A 14,523-nucleotide genomic window follows, 5' to 3' on the forward strand; every position below is an offset into this window, starting at 1 on the left:
TCCTTAACTTGTGCCCATTAAAATGAAATATACTAAATATCAAATACTATAGAACAGAAGATATGAATTTTAAGAATATAGTTTTAGAACCATTACTTTTTTCTTTGACGCAAAGGCATCATTGCAATGCATATTGCATTAAAGAAGAGTTTTTTACCTATGAGCGTTTAGCTCAAGAGGTAGCGAAAATAAGAACACTACTTGCCAATGTAAACGATAAAAACGTAGGACTTGTTGCTAATGATGATATCTATACCTATGCTTCTATTTATGCATTGTGGCTCGAAGGTAAGGCTTATGTACCCTTACATCCAGGTCAACCACTCGAAAGATGCTTGGATATTATTCAACAAGTGGGTATGACTGCGGTGTTAGATTCAAGTAAAAACACTCGTTATAGTGATATTCCTGTGGTAAATACTTCGTTAGAAGCACCGAAAAACTATGTTCTTGAGGCTCCAAAAGTTGCCGAAGAGAGTGATTTGGCTTACATTCTTTTTACCTCAGGAAGTACAGGTCGCCCTAAAGGAGTGCAGATTATGCGAAGTAATGTAGCCGCCTTTGTAGACTCTTTTCATAGCTTAGGCTTTGTTGCAACACCCGAAGATCGTTGCTTACAGATGTTTGATTTAACCTTCGACATGTCTGTTCAATCTTATTTAATACCCATCTTAGGTGGTGCTTGCACCTATACAGTTTCGTATGAGCGTATTAAATATCAAGCCGTGTTTGAACTTTTAGATGATCATAGACTAACAATGGTGTCGCTAGTGCCATCTGTTATCCACTATTTGCGCCCTTATATGGACGAAATAGATCAACCTGAGATGCGTTATTGCTTCTTTGCAGGAGAGGCTTTGCCTACTGATGACACACGAGAGTGGAGCAAATGTGTTCCAAATGCGCAAATATGGAACCTTTATGGACCAACAGAAAACACCATATACTGCACTGCTTATCTCTATAAGCGTGATGAACAAAACAAAGAAACAAACGGAACACTTAGCATTGGCTTTGCAATGAAGGGTACAGAAGTAATCTTTGTAGACGATGATACAAAGCTATTGCCCAGTAATACCAAAGGAGAAATGTGCTTAGCAGGTTCTTGTTTGACCAAAGGATATTGGAAAGACGAGGAAAAGAACAAGCAAGCGTTCTTTGAACATGATGGAAAACGATTCTATAGAACAGGAGACGTCTGCGCAATTGATGATGAAGGCGACATCGGTTATTATGGAAGAAAAGACTCGCAGATAAAGATTCAAGGCTTTAGAATAGAGCTTGGAGAGATTGAACACGTTGCTCGTAGCTTCTATAATGAAGAGTTTGCTGTGGTGGCACTGCCTCTTTATGATGGAGATAACAACTGTTTTATTCATATTGTGATAGAAACTGCAACGCTCAACGATGAAGAAGGATTGATGAATCATTTCAAAAAGCTTCTTCCTCACTATATGATACCTGCTAAAGTGCATGCAGTTGCGAAGTTTCCTCTAAACATCAGCAATAAAATAGATCGTAAGCAATTGCTCCAAAGAATTAAGGGTGAGAACTAAATTCTATACCTTCTTATTCCAAAGCATAGTAACATTCAAAATAATTCCAAACAAATAATATTAAAGAAATGACACAGAATGAGATAATGGATGCTTTGCATTCAATTTTTAGAACAGTATTAAAAAACGATTCAATTACATTAACAGCAGAAACAACAGCCAATGATGTAGATGGTTGGGATTCTGTTACAAACGTGATGATTATAGATGAAATCGAAAAACAATTTGGTGTGAGTTTCAAACTACGTGACATCATCAAGATGAAGAACGTTGGTGATCTTTGCAATAAAGTATTAGAGAAAATTGGTTAATATCATAACCCTGAGTAATTAGATAGAAATTGCATGCTAAAAGCATTCCTTTTTCTATCTAATAGCATTGTTATTGCAGGACAAAAACATTCCTTTTATTACCCACTCTAAAAGCTATTCTTTTAGAAGAGCATAAAGAGTGCATTGTGAAAGACAGGCAAGAGTTGTTTGCAAACAATGAAACCTCAGAATATTAAGCTGTAATCTCATTACAAATAAATATTCAATAATAAAATAAAGCATAATGGAATTTCTATCCATCCCATTTTCTTGTGCAATTATTCTTTCCTTTATTCTTTATTATATAAAGGAAAATAAGAACTGGCAACGATTTGTTTTACTTGCTACCAGTATTGTTTTTGTGGGCTTTTACCATTGGCAATATCTTGTGTCTGCAATCGGAATAACGCTTTTAACCTTCTATATGGGTAAGTGGATTCATAAGAGTTTAGAAACAAAAAAGGCTCCTTATCTACTTGCTTTGGGTATTTCTATGCTGGTTGGAATATGGCTTTACACCCGTTATTGTATCGACTTGTTCCCACTAGGCATTTCTTTTTATACTTTTCAAGCCATCTCTTACCTTATAGAAACATATTGGGAGGAAGAGCCTGAAGACGATATTTTCGACTTTAGCGTGTATATGTTGCTCTTTATGAAATTCCTTTCAGGACCTATTGAGCGTGGATACGACTTCCTACCACAGGTGAAACAAGCCCGAAAGTTTGATTATGAAAATGTAGTTCGAGGCATGTTGACAGTAGCTTGGGGTGCTTTTTTGAAACTAATGATTGCTGATAAGATCTCACCTTCAGTAGATAGTATTATGAATGATGTGCATGCGGCTACTAATTTACAACTCTTTGTAGGTACATTGCTATATCCTATTCAGCTATATGCAGACTTCGCAGGTTACACTCTCATGGCTTTAGGATTTGGAAGAATGTTTGGTTTCAAGCTATCTCCTAACTTCGATCGTCCATTTTCATCACTTACAACAGGCGAATTGTGGAGAAGATGGCACCAATCTCTATCTTTTTGGGTGAGAGACTATGTTTTTATGACGCTTTCGGCATCGCTAAGACGACTAAAAGAATGGGGCGTTTATTTCTCATTACTTGTTACTTTCGTGGTAATTGGTGTGTGGCATGGTGCAGGTTGGGCTTTCGCTATCTATGGATTGATACAAGGATTGCTCATTATGTGGGAGCGTTTTACCGAGAAACCTCGTGCAGTTATTCAGGAAAAGGTACCAAGTGCTCTCTTTAAAACAGTGATGGTGATACGTACCTACTTTTTCTTTGCTCTCTCATTGCTCTTCTTTCGCATTGTAGATGTTAGTAAAGTGTTGTATGTTTATACTCACGCTTTCAACATATCAGGTGCGAATATCAAGGAATTAAAGCTTGGACTTGACGACAAAGAGTGGATTGCTTTTGGTGTAGCAGTTGTGATAATGTTCCTTCTCGACCATTTTAATGCCAAGAAAGATCTTATAACTTCGCTTCGAACAATATCGCCAATATGGCGTTGGATCATTTATTTTGCAATTGTAATCACCATTTTTAGATTTGGTTCTTTTGGCGTTGAGAACTTTATTTACGTGCAATTTTAAAATAAAATCTATCCCCAAGGTTCAAGAAAAGGCGAAATAGCGTGAATGATTTGTGAGTCAGTCAGTTCTGTTTTTTGACCCTTTCGACGCAAAACCTCGAAAAGACGGGGTTATACCAACTTCGGACAGAGCAGCGTTACCAAAACATTACCACCTCCTTTGCAAGTGAGGATTGGGAAAAGCGGTAACGAACAGTGCAAAATCCGACCTGAATTTCGGGGATTACCTCCTGCAAAGGTACTTCGATGAAAGGAAACAGGCAAATAAATTGCGGACTGTTTCTTTACCATTGAACGACAATATTTTGCATAGCAACAAATAATCTGACAATGAATAGTTTTGTAAACCGTAAAAAGTCAGAGTTATGCGTAGTACGTTTAAGGTTCTGTTCTACCTCAAAAAGAACGCCCCCAAGAAGAACGGTTCCGTTCCCGTGATGTGCCGTATCACCATTGATGGTACAATAGCCCAGTTCAGTTGCAAATGCGACATTCATCCCGACTTGTGGGACATCAAGAGCAACCGAGCTTTGGGAAAAAGTACCGTGGCCTTGGAAACCAACCGTTTCTTGGACAAGATACGTGTCGGCATCAATGCCAAATACAAGGAGATAGCCGAGCGGGATAACTATGTCACTGCTGAGAAAGTGAAGAACGCTTTCTTGGGCTTGGAAATGCGGCATGAAACCTTGCTGAAAGTCTTTGTCCAGCACAATGAGGACTTTTTCAAACAGGTCGATGCAGGCTTGCGATGCCCATCCACCTACCACAAGTATTGCACGGTCTATAAGCATCTGGAGGAGTTCATAAAGAACCGCTACCGTGTCAGCGACATTGCTTTGAAAGAACTCACTCCGGCTTTCATTACCGACTTTGACATCTTCCTGCGCACCGAAAAGCAATGCTGTAACAACACGGTATGGATTTACATGATGCCCCTGCGCCGTATGATTACCATTGCCCTTGCGCACGGCTCGTCCGTCCCTCTGCTCCAAATCGGAAGGACGCCACGGCGTGTCCAAATGATGGATGGTGACGACACGTTTTTGGGCATTCACACCCGTGCCGAGCATACTCGTAGAACCGAAAAGCACTCGAATTGAACCTTCATTCATTCCCGCGATGAGCGTCTTTCGAGCCTTGTCGGTCTTAGCTTCCTGAATAAAGCGTATCTCCTGAGCAGGAATGCTGTGATCTTCCGCCAACTTTCGTTTGATTTCGCTGTAAGGATTCCATTTACCGGGCTTATAAGTGCCGAGGTCGCTGAACACAAACTGCGTTCCTTTCTGCTCATTGAACTTCCGGTAGTACTCCGCTATCTTGACGGCACAGTGAGAAGCCTTGTTGTCCACATGATCTCCGTACCTGTTCGGGTCGATGAGCCTCAAATCCAAGCTTATCTTCCTCGCGTAGTCTGTTGCAATAAGCATCTTTGCCCTTTCCTCACTCTCACTCAGAGGTGCACGTCCTAAGATTGTAGCATCGCCACTCTTGGCAAACTCCATCAGCTTGCCGATAAAAACTTCCTGCTCGGGTGTCGGTGGTATGTTGTGCAGTATCTCATTCTTCTCAGGGCGGTCGATACCGATGTCTTTGGCAGTACGAAAATCGCAAATCTCCGCATAGAAAGCAGCCAGCTCAGGCACCTTAATGAATGTCCTAAACCGTTCCTTCTGTATGATGTCGTTTGTGATGGAGAACTCATAGTCGGTAGACTTCTTTGCAAAGACAGCTGCCCAGGCGTCAAAACTGTTGATGCCCTGCTTTTCCAAAGCCTGCGGACGGAGGTATTTGAAGAGCAAATACAATTCTGTCAGACTGTTGGAAATGGTCGTTCCCGAAAGGAAAGTCGCTCCCAAATCCTTGCCGGACCTCTCCTGTATGGTACGAATGGCAAAGAGCATATTCAAGGCTCTTTGGCTACCCTCGCTGTTACCCAACCCTGCCACACGGTCGTGGCGGGTGTTGAACATCAGATTTTTGAACGTATGCGACTCGTCCACGAAAAGGTGGTCTATACCCATTGTCTTGAAATCCACTATATCGTCCTTGCGGTTCTCTATCTTGAACTTGATTTCATCCAGCTTCGCCTGTAAATTCATCTGCCGCTTGACAAGCCCTTTCTCCATCGCACGGGAGATGCTGCGTCCCTGCTGACGCAAAACCTCCAAGTTCTCTTCCACGCTGTCCAGCTCGTCCTGAAGGATTTTTTTGCTGTATCTCGTCCGACTGCGGTATCATGCCGAACTGGTCGTGCGTGAGGACAATGCAGTCCCAGTTGTTGTTCTTGATGTCGTGGAAAATCCGCTGCCGCTTGTCGGAGGTGAAGTCGTTCTTCCCCGGATAGAGCAGCTTGGCGTTTGGGTAAGCCGTTTGGAAGGTCTGTGCTATCTCCTGCACGTTGGCTTTGAGAGCGAGTATCATCGGCTTGTTCGCCAAACCGAGCCGCTTCATCTCATAAGCTGCGGTACACATGATAAGCGTCTTTCCTGCTCCCACCTGATGATCGCAGATACCTCCCCCGTTGAGTTTGAGCATCCAAACGGCATCTTTTTGGCTGCCGTACAAACTCTCGATGCTCAAGCCTTTCAGATTAAGGTCGGGGAATATCTGATGGGAACCATCATACTGGGGAGGCACAAAACAATTGAAAGTGTCATTGTAGAGTTTCTCCAACCGCTGCTTGAACTCATCGCTCTGCTCGTTCAGCCAATCGGTAAAGCCGTTTCGGATCTCGTCGATTTTGGCGTTTGCCATCTGTATGGCTTCGGTGTCCCGTACTTTGACTTCCTTTTCTCCGACCATGATTTTCTTGGTAATGTCGGGCGTCGTATTCAGCAGGGTGTGCTTCATCAGGGCAATGCCGTCGTAGCGACGATGTTGCCCCCGTACACAGAACCTGTCCCAGATATTGGCATTGTGCATCCGTGCCTCCACAGAGTATTCGTCCGCACTTGAATTGTAGCGTATCATCACCTCCGTGTCGAAGAGGTACGAGGCATAGTCTGAGTAGAGATTTACGGGAATCCATCGCTCCCCGAAGTTGAAATCCAAGTCCACGAAGGGTATCGGTTCGGGAATGGCATCTTTCAGTGCCTGCAAGGAGGCTTGCGCCCTTGTGTCTTCCGGATGCTCCAAAAGGTATTGTCCGATACGCTCCGAAGCGGCAACCACATTGCCCGATATGAACTTCTCGGCGATTTCATATTCTCCCTCCAAAGGATTGTAGTAAATCCTGTCGTGCAGCTCGAAGAGCATCTCTTCTTCGGAGATGTCAGGAAGCAAAGAGAGCATATACTCGATGTCCACCGCTCCTAATTTATTGAGTGAAGCCGAGAGAGCCTCTTGGGCATTGCCCCCCTCTGTCACTTCGTGCAGGCTGAAAGAAACGGGCTGATGGAAAATATCGGCTTTGAGCGTTTCTTTATCCACCTTCCGTTCCAAGAAGAGGATTTCCCTGCACATATCCCTACCAGCCAAAGCCAGACGCTTCCGCCACAAAGGAGAGAGCCTGCGAGTGCAAGTACCACCCAAATTGATATTTTGTATCTCAGTTTCATCTTGTCTGATTTTTTTGATTTTATGCGGATTCCAGAGGTGAGGAAGTTGAGTTTCCATTTTAATATTCTCTGTCCTCGTGTTTCCGACATTTTTTTTATGCGTCTTTCCGTCGGGTCGGTCGTTTTCGTTTCAGGGGCGTAAAAAGGTAGGGCTTAGGACAAACAAGGTTTTACGGCGAGAATACTACCTGCAATGAAATGGAAGTGTGGAGATTGTCGTCTAAACGGCTTGCCGCCCCGACCTTTTTTGTCCGTGAAAGCCCGGAACTACCTTTGCCGCTGACAACGAACAACCGATCCCGATGCGAATACTAGAATGGAACGTGGAGAGGAACACCGCAGAGGACAGAGCGGAAAAATGAAAGGCAGCCTGCACAAGAAGGACTGCCATAATCATGAGGAATAAGACGAAAAGAATGAAAACTATTGTCTGAACAGACAACTATTAGAAAAGAAAAACGGAGAAAGTTTCGTCTTTCTCCGTAGATAGTATTACCTTTGCAATAGGTTATTCGAGTTATGCAAAGCGTTGTGTGTCATTGCAGAAGATAGGTCGCTAAATCATTACCTGCTGAAAATCATAACTCATAAGGCTGTTCATAGCCAATTACTTAGACCTAAATGATAGATTTTGTCTATAATTTGATTGAATTTTGCCAATGGCGTTTTCTTTCGGGTATTGTATGTGAACTCAAACTCCGCACAGTATTTGGATAGATGCTCCTTACTTGGTCTGTGGTATGTTCCCATTATTGACCGCTTCAAATGTGACCATGCACCCTCAATAGTATTTGTGTGTATCTTACCACGAACATATTCTTTACGCCCATGATTTACTACATCGTGTACATAGTCCGAGCATAGCTTAGTGTATGCCCACCATTCATCGCTGTTTATACGGGTTCCTTTCTTAACTCGTTTGTGGATAATTGGCTCTAAGGTTTTACGCTTAGCATTTGGTACAGGTGTAATGGATAAACGTCCACCACGCCGCCGTCCACCAACATACGTTTCATCAAGTTCTACTGTACCACGTAGCTGGTTATCGGAGTTACGATGTTCCAGCATATAACGAACCTTGTGTAATAAATACCAAGCGCTCTTTTGCGTGACACCGATAGTCTTGGACAACTCAATAGAGCTGATACCTTTCTTAGACAATGAAATCAGATAGAAAGTAAGAAACCATTTCTGTAACGGAATGTTTGAGTTCTCATAGATAGTACTCGTTGTTACTTTGAATTACTTTTTACAATGTGCGCACTTGAAAGTTTTCCCGTTTTCATAACGGTATATTTTCTGTGCGTTTCCACAATGCGGACAAGTTGGAGTATTACCCCATCTTCGTTTCTCTAAATATTTTCTACAAGAATCCTCATCAGGAAACTGCTTAAAGAAATAGAATAAATTAGCGTTATTACTCATATTTAACCGAATTTTACTTGAAGTTACGAAAAAACGGGTAAATATCCAAGTGTTTGGTTAACAATTTCTTATGTTATTTTTATAGCGATAATCACTAAAATCAAAGCCGTATAAAGGTCTTATGAATGTCTGCAAATATGACCTTTGGTGTAGAAGCATCCACTCACAGACCTAAATACAGACTAATGTCCTACGCACGGAGAACATCCGAAAGCAACATTTACTTCAAACGGCATCACTGTTTCTTGTTGCTGCGAGAAGTTCCGAAAAGACACATTTGGGTTATAATAGTATATAATTACGCTTTATAAAAACGAATTCTAAACATTACAAAGATAAACCATTGAATACACAAAATAAATGATATTGTTTTGAGTCTATTCAAAAATTTGCATTGAATTGTGTTGAGCGAAGATTTTTCCTTAGCAAATAAATTGAGTTAAAATGCATCAACTCCTTGGTTATAAAAAATAATTCATTAACTTTGCATTGTAGTTTAATTTATTAGGATTTACCGCTATGAACAAAGACCTGAATAGGATTAAGATCGTCTTGGTAGAGAAGCACCTGACAAGCAAGTGGCTTGCGGAAAAGTTAGGCAAGTCAACATGTACTGTGAGCAAGTGGTGCTCTCAAAAGTCGCAGCCAGATTTGCAAAACATGAATCAGATTGCAACCCTGCTTGATGTGAAATTGAGCGAGCTTATTGTGGATTAACAGATATCTTTTCAAGTTGATTTAACGCATAACGATGAATATTCCATTCGCAATATCGGCAAGAACAGCACATCTTATTGGCATGGAGAACTTTGCCAATGCAGAAGGGGCTATTGTAGAACTGGTGAAGAATGCTTATGATGCGGACGCAGATACTTGCGTGGTAGTGGCAGATGTCCGAGAAAATAAGGCAGAATCCAAGCTGTTCATAATTGATAATGGTTCAGGAATGACTGATGAAATAATCATTAAGCATTGGATGACGATTGGTACAGATGATAAGCTTCTCAATACCCGTTCTTCAAATAAAAAGCGTGTTAAAAGTGGAGCAAAAGGTATTGGACGATTTGCCTTGAACAGATTAGGAGCTTCTGCAGAGATGTTGTCTTTTGCTTGTAGCGAGTTAGACAAAGGTTATGTATGGAATGTTGATTGGAAAAAATTTGACCAAGCACGTGTACTTTCGGATGTAGAGGCAAATTTAGATGTAATTACTACTGACTTTTTGGTAGGTAGGCTTAATGAATATGGAATTGACAAATTGCCAATATATGACAAATTGATCTCTAAAACTTTTCATGGGACAATTCTTTGTATATCCCATCTGAATGACGATTGGAATGACCATGCGCTGAATGAACTATTAAAGAACCTTGAAATGCTCATTCCTGCTGAATTGCAGACATCTTTTGGGTTGTATCTGTATAAGATGCATGACTTACAGTGGAGTGGGAAGGTCAACCCGATGGAATATGAGGATTATGACTATAAAATTTCTGCTTGGTATGAAGGAGGACGCGAAATACAGATCAAGATTGAGAGAAATGAATTGAATTTGTCTAAACTCGAAACTCTTTACAGCAAAGTATTTCTGCGAGATGCGATGAAAGTGACACCGTATCGTTTAGAGGATTTCCGGAAAAGAGAAGTTTCTCAGACTATTCAAATAAACAACAAGGTTGATGCTGATTTGCTAGAACAAGTCGGCAAATTTGGATTTACGTTCTTTTTTCTAAAAAATACATTAAAAGACGACCGAGACAAGGATGGAAATCAAAAATATCCATACAATTTATTTGACGAATCAGTCCGTACTCATTGGCTCGACAGGTTTGGCGGCGTGCGTATCTATCGCGATGAATTCCGTGTCCGTCCGTACGGAGAGAACGGGGATGACTGGTTAGGTTTAGGTCGCAGGCAGGCAAAGAGTCCTGGTGGGGCTGGTCAAAAGATGGGTGGCTATAGAATCCGTCCAAATCAGATTGCTGGTATCGTTAAGATTTCGAGACTGACAAATGCGGCTTTCGAGGATAAGTCAAGTCGAGAGGGTATTCAGGAAAACGAGGCTTTCGCATTGTTCAAAAATCTGTTATTGCAGATAATCTCAGTTTTTGAACTTGATCGTAATACCGTCATGTACAATCTGTCGGAACTATATAAAGAAGAACATCCACAGACAACACGTGCAAAGGAGATTGCGTATAAAGCTCTTGACTCTAAAGTTGAAAATCTATCTAAAGAAGCGGAAGATTTAAAGATTCTTGCTGCAGATTATAAATCTCTGGAAACAGAACTCAGAGACAAGGAGGCAGAGCTCTCAATGCTTCGCGGACTGGCGAGCCTGGGAATATCTTCTGCAACATTTACTCATGAGCTCCGAAGCGTGATGATTCGCCTTTTACCGAGAAACGAATTACTTAAGAATATTCTTCTGCAATATCTGCCAGAAAACCAGTTTGAAGGAATGCGATTTGACAATCCTTATCAGGAGTTAAGAAATATGAAAATAGAAGACGAGAGGCTTTATAATTGGCTTCTTTATTCTTTAAATTCAATACGTCGAAGTAAAAGGGACTGGGTAGATATTGACTTGTCGAACTACCTTACTTTATTTATCGAATCTTGGAAACCTATTCTATTAAGAAAATCGATACATATAGACCTCCAAATAACAAACATGGATGGCATATTACTCAAAGGATTCGAAATGGATTTGGATAGTATATTCAACAATTATGTAACAAATTCCATATCCGCATTCCTTAATTCAAATAAAAAGGAAAAAAAGATTTCAGTGAGTGTGAGCAATGACCATGGATATGCTATAATAGACTTTATTGATAATGGTATTGGGCTTTCTCAAGAATATAGGAATAACCCTGATGTTATTTTTAATGCTTTTGAGACATCTACAGTGGACAATCAGAATAATAAGATTGGTACTGGCATGGGATTGTTTATTGTGAAAGGCATTATCAGCAAATATCCAGATGCTTTGATTGCATTGCTGCCTGTTGAGACAGGGTTTGGAATAAGAACAATATTTAAAATCAAATGATTATGAGCGATAAAATTAGATTAGTCTATTTAGATGAGGAAGAAGGGTGGCAATCAATAGCCCATTCTCGACTGAAGAATGACTTTCAACTTCACATACCTCAATATATGCCTGATAATATAGAGGACATTTGGCGGGATGTATGCGAATTCGATGCTCAGGCTGTATTAATTGATTATCGCTTGAATAATACCGGCAAAGTATCGTATACTGGCGATGACGTTATACGTGAACTTCATCGACACAATAAACATCTACCAATGTTTATTATAACATCGTATGAGGACAATGCACTGATAGAGTGTAAAGAAGCCCAAATTATCCGTGGTAAAGAATTGTTTGGCGACGCAAAGCAATACGAAAAGCTAAAAAGCATTATTACGGCAAATGTAAATAACTATAACAGCCGTAAAGCATCGGCTGAATATATAATCAAAAAGTTCCAAGATAAAGTCTCCAAGGGGGAGAACTTGACAAATGAAGAGTCTGCAACTAAATTTGAGACTGAACTTTACTTGTCTGAGTTAGATTTGGACAATAGCGTCCGCTCTGATTTGATTACAAGCACATCAAATGATACATTGGAGGAATTATTGAAAGTCGCACAAAGTATTGTTAATTTGCACAAGAAGTAAGCTATGATAGATTTCAGAAAAACAACCCCCATTCGTCGGACATCAGTGCCGGAATATAAGACTCATAACGAATACAAGTCATTGTTGTGCGAAGATTTCCATCAACGCTGCGGTTATTGCGGAGATCATGAATTCTTCAGGGACACTTATTACGAAGTTGACCACTTTGTCCCCCAAAAACTCCTTGTAAACATATCTCCTACAGAGTATTCTAATTTAGTTTATTCATGCCGTTCTTGCAATAATTCTAAACGCGCAAAGTGGCCAACGAAGGATGAGAATATGCCGAATGATGGAAAGCAAGGTTTTATAGACCCTTGCGATGCTTCTTATGCAGAGCAATTTGAAAGACTGACAGATGGATCTATTCACTCTATAACTGATCTTGGTGATTGGATGTGGTCTGCACTTAACTTCGGAAATCCTGCTCATCGTGTGAAGTGGAGGTTGGAAGAAGTCAAAATTCTGCTCAAAGAGCTAGATGAAGTGATAATTGATTCGCTAGAGGAACTGAAAAATAAAGACGAACTAAACAGATTATACCGCAAGTTAGAAGAACAGCTTAGGGGGAAACCAAACTTTTCCTAATTAATGAACTCTCAAATCTTCACATATCTCAAACGAAAACGACTTACAGATACACGGACAGTAAATCGCCTTTTCGTGTCTTCTTTTGTATTGCTTAGTGATTTGATAATTAAGAATAATTATGTCATTAAGAGTTTACTCATAGACAAAGAAGATGAAGATTTTGACTTGTTGCAGGAGTTTGTGTCCAAGATTCATCACTTCCATCCTGCACCGATGACAATAGAAGACATGATTAGCCTTTTCGAATTTGTCATTTCGCCGGCCGATCGCATTGTGACTGGAGCCGTCTATACACCTAAATACGTAAGGGAGAACATCATTGAGACTTGCTTAAAAATACCCAATGAACATTTACAACATATTCGTGTGGCAGATATTGCTTGTGGCTGTGGTGGTTTCTTGATGAATGTTGCATTATTCTTGCACAACAACACAGGGAGGTCATTTTATGATATCTACCAAGAATCTGTATATGGAATTGATATCCAAGAGTATTCTGTGGAAAGAACAAAAATTTTACTTTCACTTTTAGCTTTGCTTCATGGAGAAGATTTGGACTTTGATTTCAATATTCTTCAAGCAAATACATTAAATTTTAACACTACAGAATGGAACCAGGACTACACACATTTTGATGTTATTGTCGGCAATCCACCGTATGTCTGTTCGCGCAATGTAGATGCTACCACAAAGGAAAAGATGTTGCAATATGAAGTTTGCCTGTCAGGACATTCTGATTTGTATATTCCTTTTTTCCAAATAGCAACTGAAATGCTGAATGACGGTGGAAGATTGGGATTCATCACAATGAATAGTTTTATTCGTTCGGTCAATGGCAGAGCTGTGCGGAATTATTTTTCTCGTGGCATTCATGATATTTCAATATTGGATTTTCGTGGCTACCAGGTTTTCCAAAAGAAAAGTACATATACATGTCTTTTCTTCCTCACAAAGAATCAAGCGTCAGATACACTACATTACGCCGTTAATTTGAATGGAGATTTAAGTGCAACGCCAGAATATAATAATATCTTATATAATCAACTTGATAACAAAAAAGGATGGAGACTAAATGATTTTGAAGCAGTACGCCAAATAGAGTCCATAGGAATTCCTATTGGCGAATATTGTCATTTCCGCCACGGTATAGCAACACTCAGCAACAAGACTTACATATTCAAGCCTGTCGCGGAGGATGACAACTATTATTATTTGGAATCTAAAGATAAACGCTTCCCTATAGAAAAGGCAATATGCAGAAATGTCGTCAACTCCAACAAACTCAACTCAGAAGTTTCTTTTGAAAGCATTATCGAGAAACTGATTTTCCCGTACTTCATTAACGAAGATCGAGCCACAATTATTGAGGAGTCAGTCATGAAGACCACTTTCCCTTATACTTATGCTTACCTCTCTTCCCAGCGCAAGCAACTTGCCGAGCGTGACAAAGGCAAGACAGACAAGTATCCCACATGGTATGCATACGGCAGAACTCAGTCGCTCATTATGCCAAGATATAAATTATTCTTCCCGAAGTTCGCAAACAAACCTCTTCATTGTGTTTTGAGAGGCGATGCAGACCTGTTGCTATACAATGGCATTGCATTTGTTAGCGACGACCTTGAAAAACTGCAAGTCCTGAAAAGCATTCTTGATAGTAATGTCTTTTGGAGCTATCTTGTCAAGAATGCAAAACCATACTCAACAGGATATTATTCACTGAGTGGAGTTGATATTAAAAATTTTTGTATTCCCTCTGTGAAATAGGAGAAGGGG

The 14,523-nt window shown here is 40.4% G+C and carries 11 protein-coding genes and 2 pseudogenes; 9 read left to right on the forward strand and 4 right to left on the reverse strand.

Annotated elements, in window-relative coordinates:
• Positions 1-62 precede the first annotated feature (62 nt).
• From HMPREF0669_RS00950 to HMPREF0669_RS00960, 3 genes are all read left to right on the forward strand, one after another.
• Entirely contained in the window at positions 63-1,556 is a 1,494-nt protein-coding gene (locus HMPREF0669_RS00950) for an amino acid adenylation domain-containing protein (protein WP_009228870.1), read from the forward strand.
• A 68-nt stretch (positions 1,557-1,624) separates the two neighbouring features.
• On the forward strand, positions 1,625-1,867 hold the full coding sequence (locus tag HMPREF0669_RS00955; RefSeq protein ID WP_009228871.1) for an acyl carrier protein: 243 nt from the start codon (positions 1,625-1,627) through the stop codon (positions 1,865-1,867).
• 244 nt (positions 1,868-2,111) lie between these two features.
• A complete protein-coding gene (locus HMPREF0669_RS00960) occupies positions 2,112-3,482 on the forward strand; it encodes an MBOAT family protein (protein WP_009228872.1) in 1,371 nt (456 codons plus the stop codon).
• A 110-nt stretch (positions 3,483-3,592) separates the two neighbouring features.
• On the opposite strand, the gene HMPREF0669_RS10340 is transcribed toward HMPREF0669_RS00960, so the two are convergent.
• Positions 3,593-3,772: a hypothetical protein gene (locus HMPREF0669_RS10340; RefSeq protein ID WP_198024625.1), complete on the reverse strand. Its 180-nt coding sequence runs from the start codon at positions 3,770-3,772 to the stop codon at positions 3,593-3,595.
• 74 nt (positions 3,773-3,846) lie between these two features.
• On the opposite strand from HMPREF0669_RS10340, the pseudogene HMPREF0669_RS10020 reads away from it, so the two are divergent.
• Positions 3,847-4,446 (forward strand): annotated as a pseudogene (locus tag HMPREF0669_RS10020) (phage integrase SAM-like domain and Arm DNA-binding domain-containing protein); the annotation flags it as partial.
• On the opposite strand, the pseudogene HMPREF0669_RS00965 reads toward HMPREF0669_RS10020, so the two are convergent.
• The 3 genes and pseudogenes from HMPREF0669_RS00965 to HMPREF0669_RS10390 form a co-directional block, all read right to left on the reverse strand.
• Positions 4,390-6,940 (reverse strand): annotated as a pseudogene (locus HMPREF0669_RS00965) (helicase-related protein); the annotation flags it as partial. The pseudogenes HMPREF0669_RS10020 and HMPREF0669_RS00965 sit on opposite strands and share 57 nt — an antisense overlap.
• A gap of 698 nt (positions 6,941-7,638) precedes the next feature.
• Positions 7,639-8,202 (reverse strand): IS1595 family transposase, encoded by a 564-nt coding sequence (locus tag HMPREF0669_RS00970; RefSeq protein WP_232236451.1) that lies wholly within the window; start codon positions 8,200-8,202, stop codon positions 7,639-7,641.
• Between the two features lie 81 nt (positions 8,203-8,283).
• On the reverse strand, positions 8,284-8,466 hold the full coding sequence (locus HMPREF0669_RS10390; protein WP_232236452.1) for a transposase: 183 nt from the start codon (positions 8,464-8,466) through the stop codon (positions 8,284-8,286).
• Positions 8,467-8,985: 519 nt separating this feature from the next.
• Between HMPREF0669_RS10390 and HMPREF0669_RS00975 the strand changes: the two genes are divergently transcribed.
• Genes HMPREF0669_RS00975 through HMPREF0669_RS00995 form a run of 5 tightly spaced genes read left to right on the forward strand, consistent with a single transcriptional unit; the run spans position 8,986 to position 14,514 of the window.
• Positions 8,986-9,183 carry a helix-turn-helix transcriptional regulator gene (locus tag HMPREF0669_RS00975; RefSeq protein WP_009228876.1) on the forward strand — a complete coding sequence of 66 codons (198 nt, stop codon included), beginning with the start codon at positions 8,986-8,988 and terminating at the stop codon, positions 9,181-9,183.
• A gap of 34 nt (positions 9,184-9,217) precedes the next feature.
• Positions 9,218-11,521 (forward strand): sensor histidine kinase, encoded by a 2,304-nt coding sequence (locus HMPREF0669_RS00980; protein WP_009228877.1) that lies wholly within the window; start codon positions 9,218-9,220, stop codon positions 11,519-11,521.
• Positions 11,518-12,156 (forward strand): hypothetical protein, encoded by a 639-nt coding sequence (locus tag HMPREF0669_RS00985; protein WP_009228878.1) that lies wholly within the window; start codon positions 11,518-11,520, stop codon positions 12,154-12,156. The genes HMPREF0669_RS00980 and HMPREF0669_RS00985 overlap by 4 nt, the downstream gene beginning before the upstream one ends.
• 3 nt (positions 12,157-12,159) lie before the next feature.
• Positions 12,160-12,744 (forward strand): HNH endonuclease, encoded by a 585-nt coding sequence (locus HMPREF0669_RS00990; protein ID WP_009228879.1) that lies wholly within the window; start codon positions 12,160-12,162, stop codon positions 12,742-12,744.
• A gap of 3 nt (positions 12,745-12,747) precedes the next feature.
• Complete coding sequence (locus HMPREF0669_RS00995; protein WP_009228880.1) at positions 12,748-14,514, forward strand: class I SAM-dependent DNA methyltransferase; 1,767 nt, start codon at positions 12,748-12,750, stop codon at positions 14,512-14,514.
• Positions 14,515-14,523: the final 9 nt, after the last annotated feature.

It is taken from the genome of Prevotella sp. oral taxon 299 str. F0039 (assembly GCF_000163055.2).
In the GTDB taxonomy this organism is placed as follows: domain Bacteria; phylum Bacteroidota; class Bacteroidia; order Bacteroidales; family Bacteroidaceae; genus Prevotella.

What these genes read in the sequence shown, in the direction of transcription:
- HMPREF0669_RS00950 (WP_009228870.1), top strand. Translation starts at nt 63, where the DNA reads ATGAATTTTAAGAATATAGTTTTAGAACCATTACTTTTTTCTTTGACG.
- HMPREF0669_RS00955 (WP_009228871.1), top strand. Translation starts at nt 1,625, where the DNA reads ATGACACAGAATGAGATAATGGATGCTTTGCATTCAATTTTTAGAACA.
- HMPREF0669_RS00960 (WP_009228872.1), top strand. Translation starts at nt 2,112, where the DNA reads ATGGAATTTCTATCCATCCCATTTTCTTGTGCAATTATTCTTTCCTTT.
- HMPREF0669_RS10340 (WP_198024625.1), bottom strand. Translation starts at nt 3,772, where the DNA reads ATGGTAAAGAAACAGTCCGCAATTTATTTGCCTGTTTCCTTTCATCGA.
- HMPREF0669_RS10390 (WP_232236452.1), bottom strand. Translation starts at nt 8,466, where the DNA reads ATGAGTAATAACGCTAATTTATTCTATTTCTTTAAGCAGTTTCCTGAT.
- HMPREF0669_RS00975 (WP_009228876.1), top strand. Translation starts at nt 8,986, where the DNA reads ATGAACAAAGACCTGAATAGGATTAAGATCGTCTTGGTAGAGAAGCAC.
- HMPREF0669_RS00980 (WP_009228877.1), top strand. Translation starts at nt 9,218, where the DNA reads ATGAATATTCCATTCGCAATATCGGCAAGAACAGCACATCTTATTGGC.
- HMPREF0669_RS00985 (WP_009228878.1), top strand. Translation starts at nt 11,518, where the DNA reads ATGATTATGAGCGATAAAATTAGATTAGTCTATTTAGATGAGGAAGAA.
- HMPREF0669_RS00990 (WP_009228879.1), top strand. Translation starts at nt 12,160, where the DNA reads ATGATAGATTTCAGAAAAACAACCCCCATTCGTCGGACATCAGTGCCG.
- HMPREF0669_RS00995 (WP_009228880.1), top strand. Translation starts at nt 12,748, where the DNA reads ATGAACTCTCAAATCTTCACATATCTCAAACGAAAACGACTTACAGAT.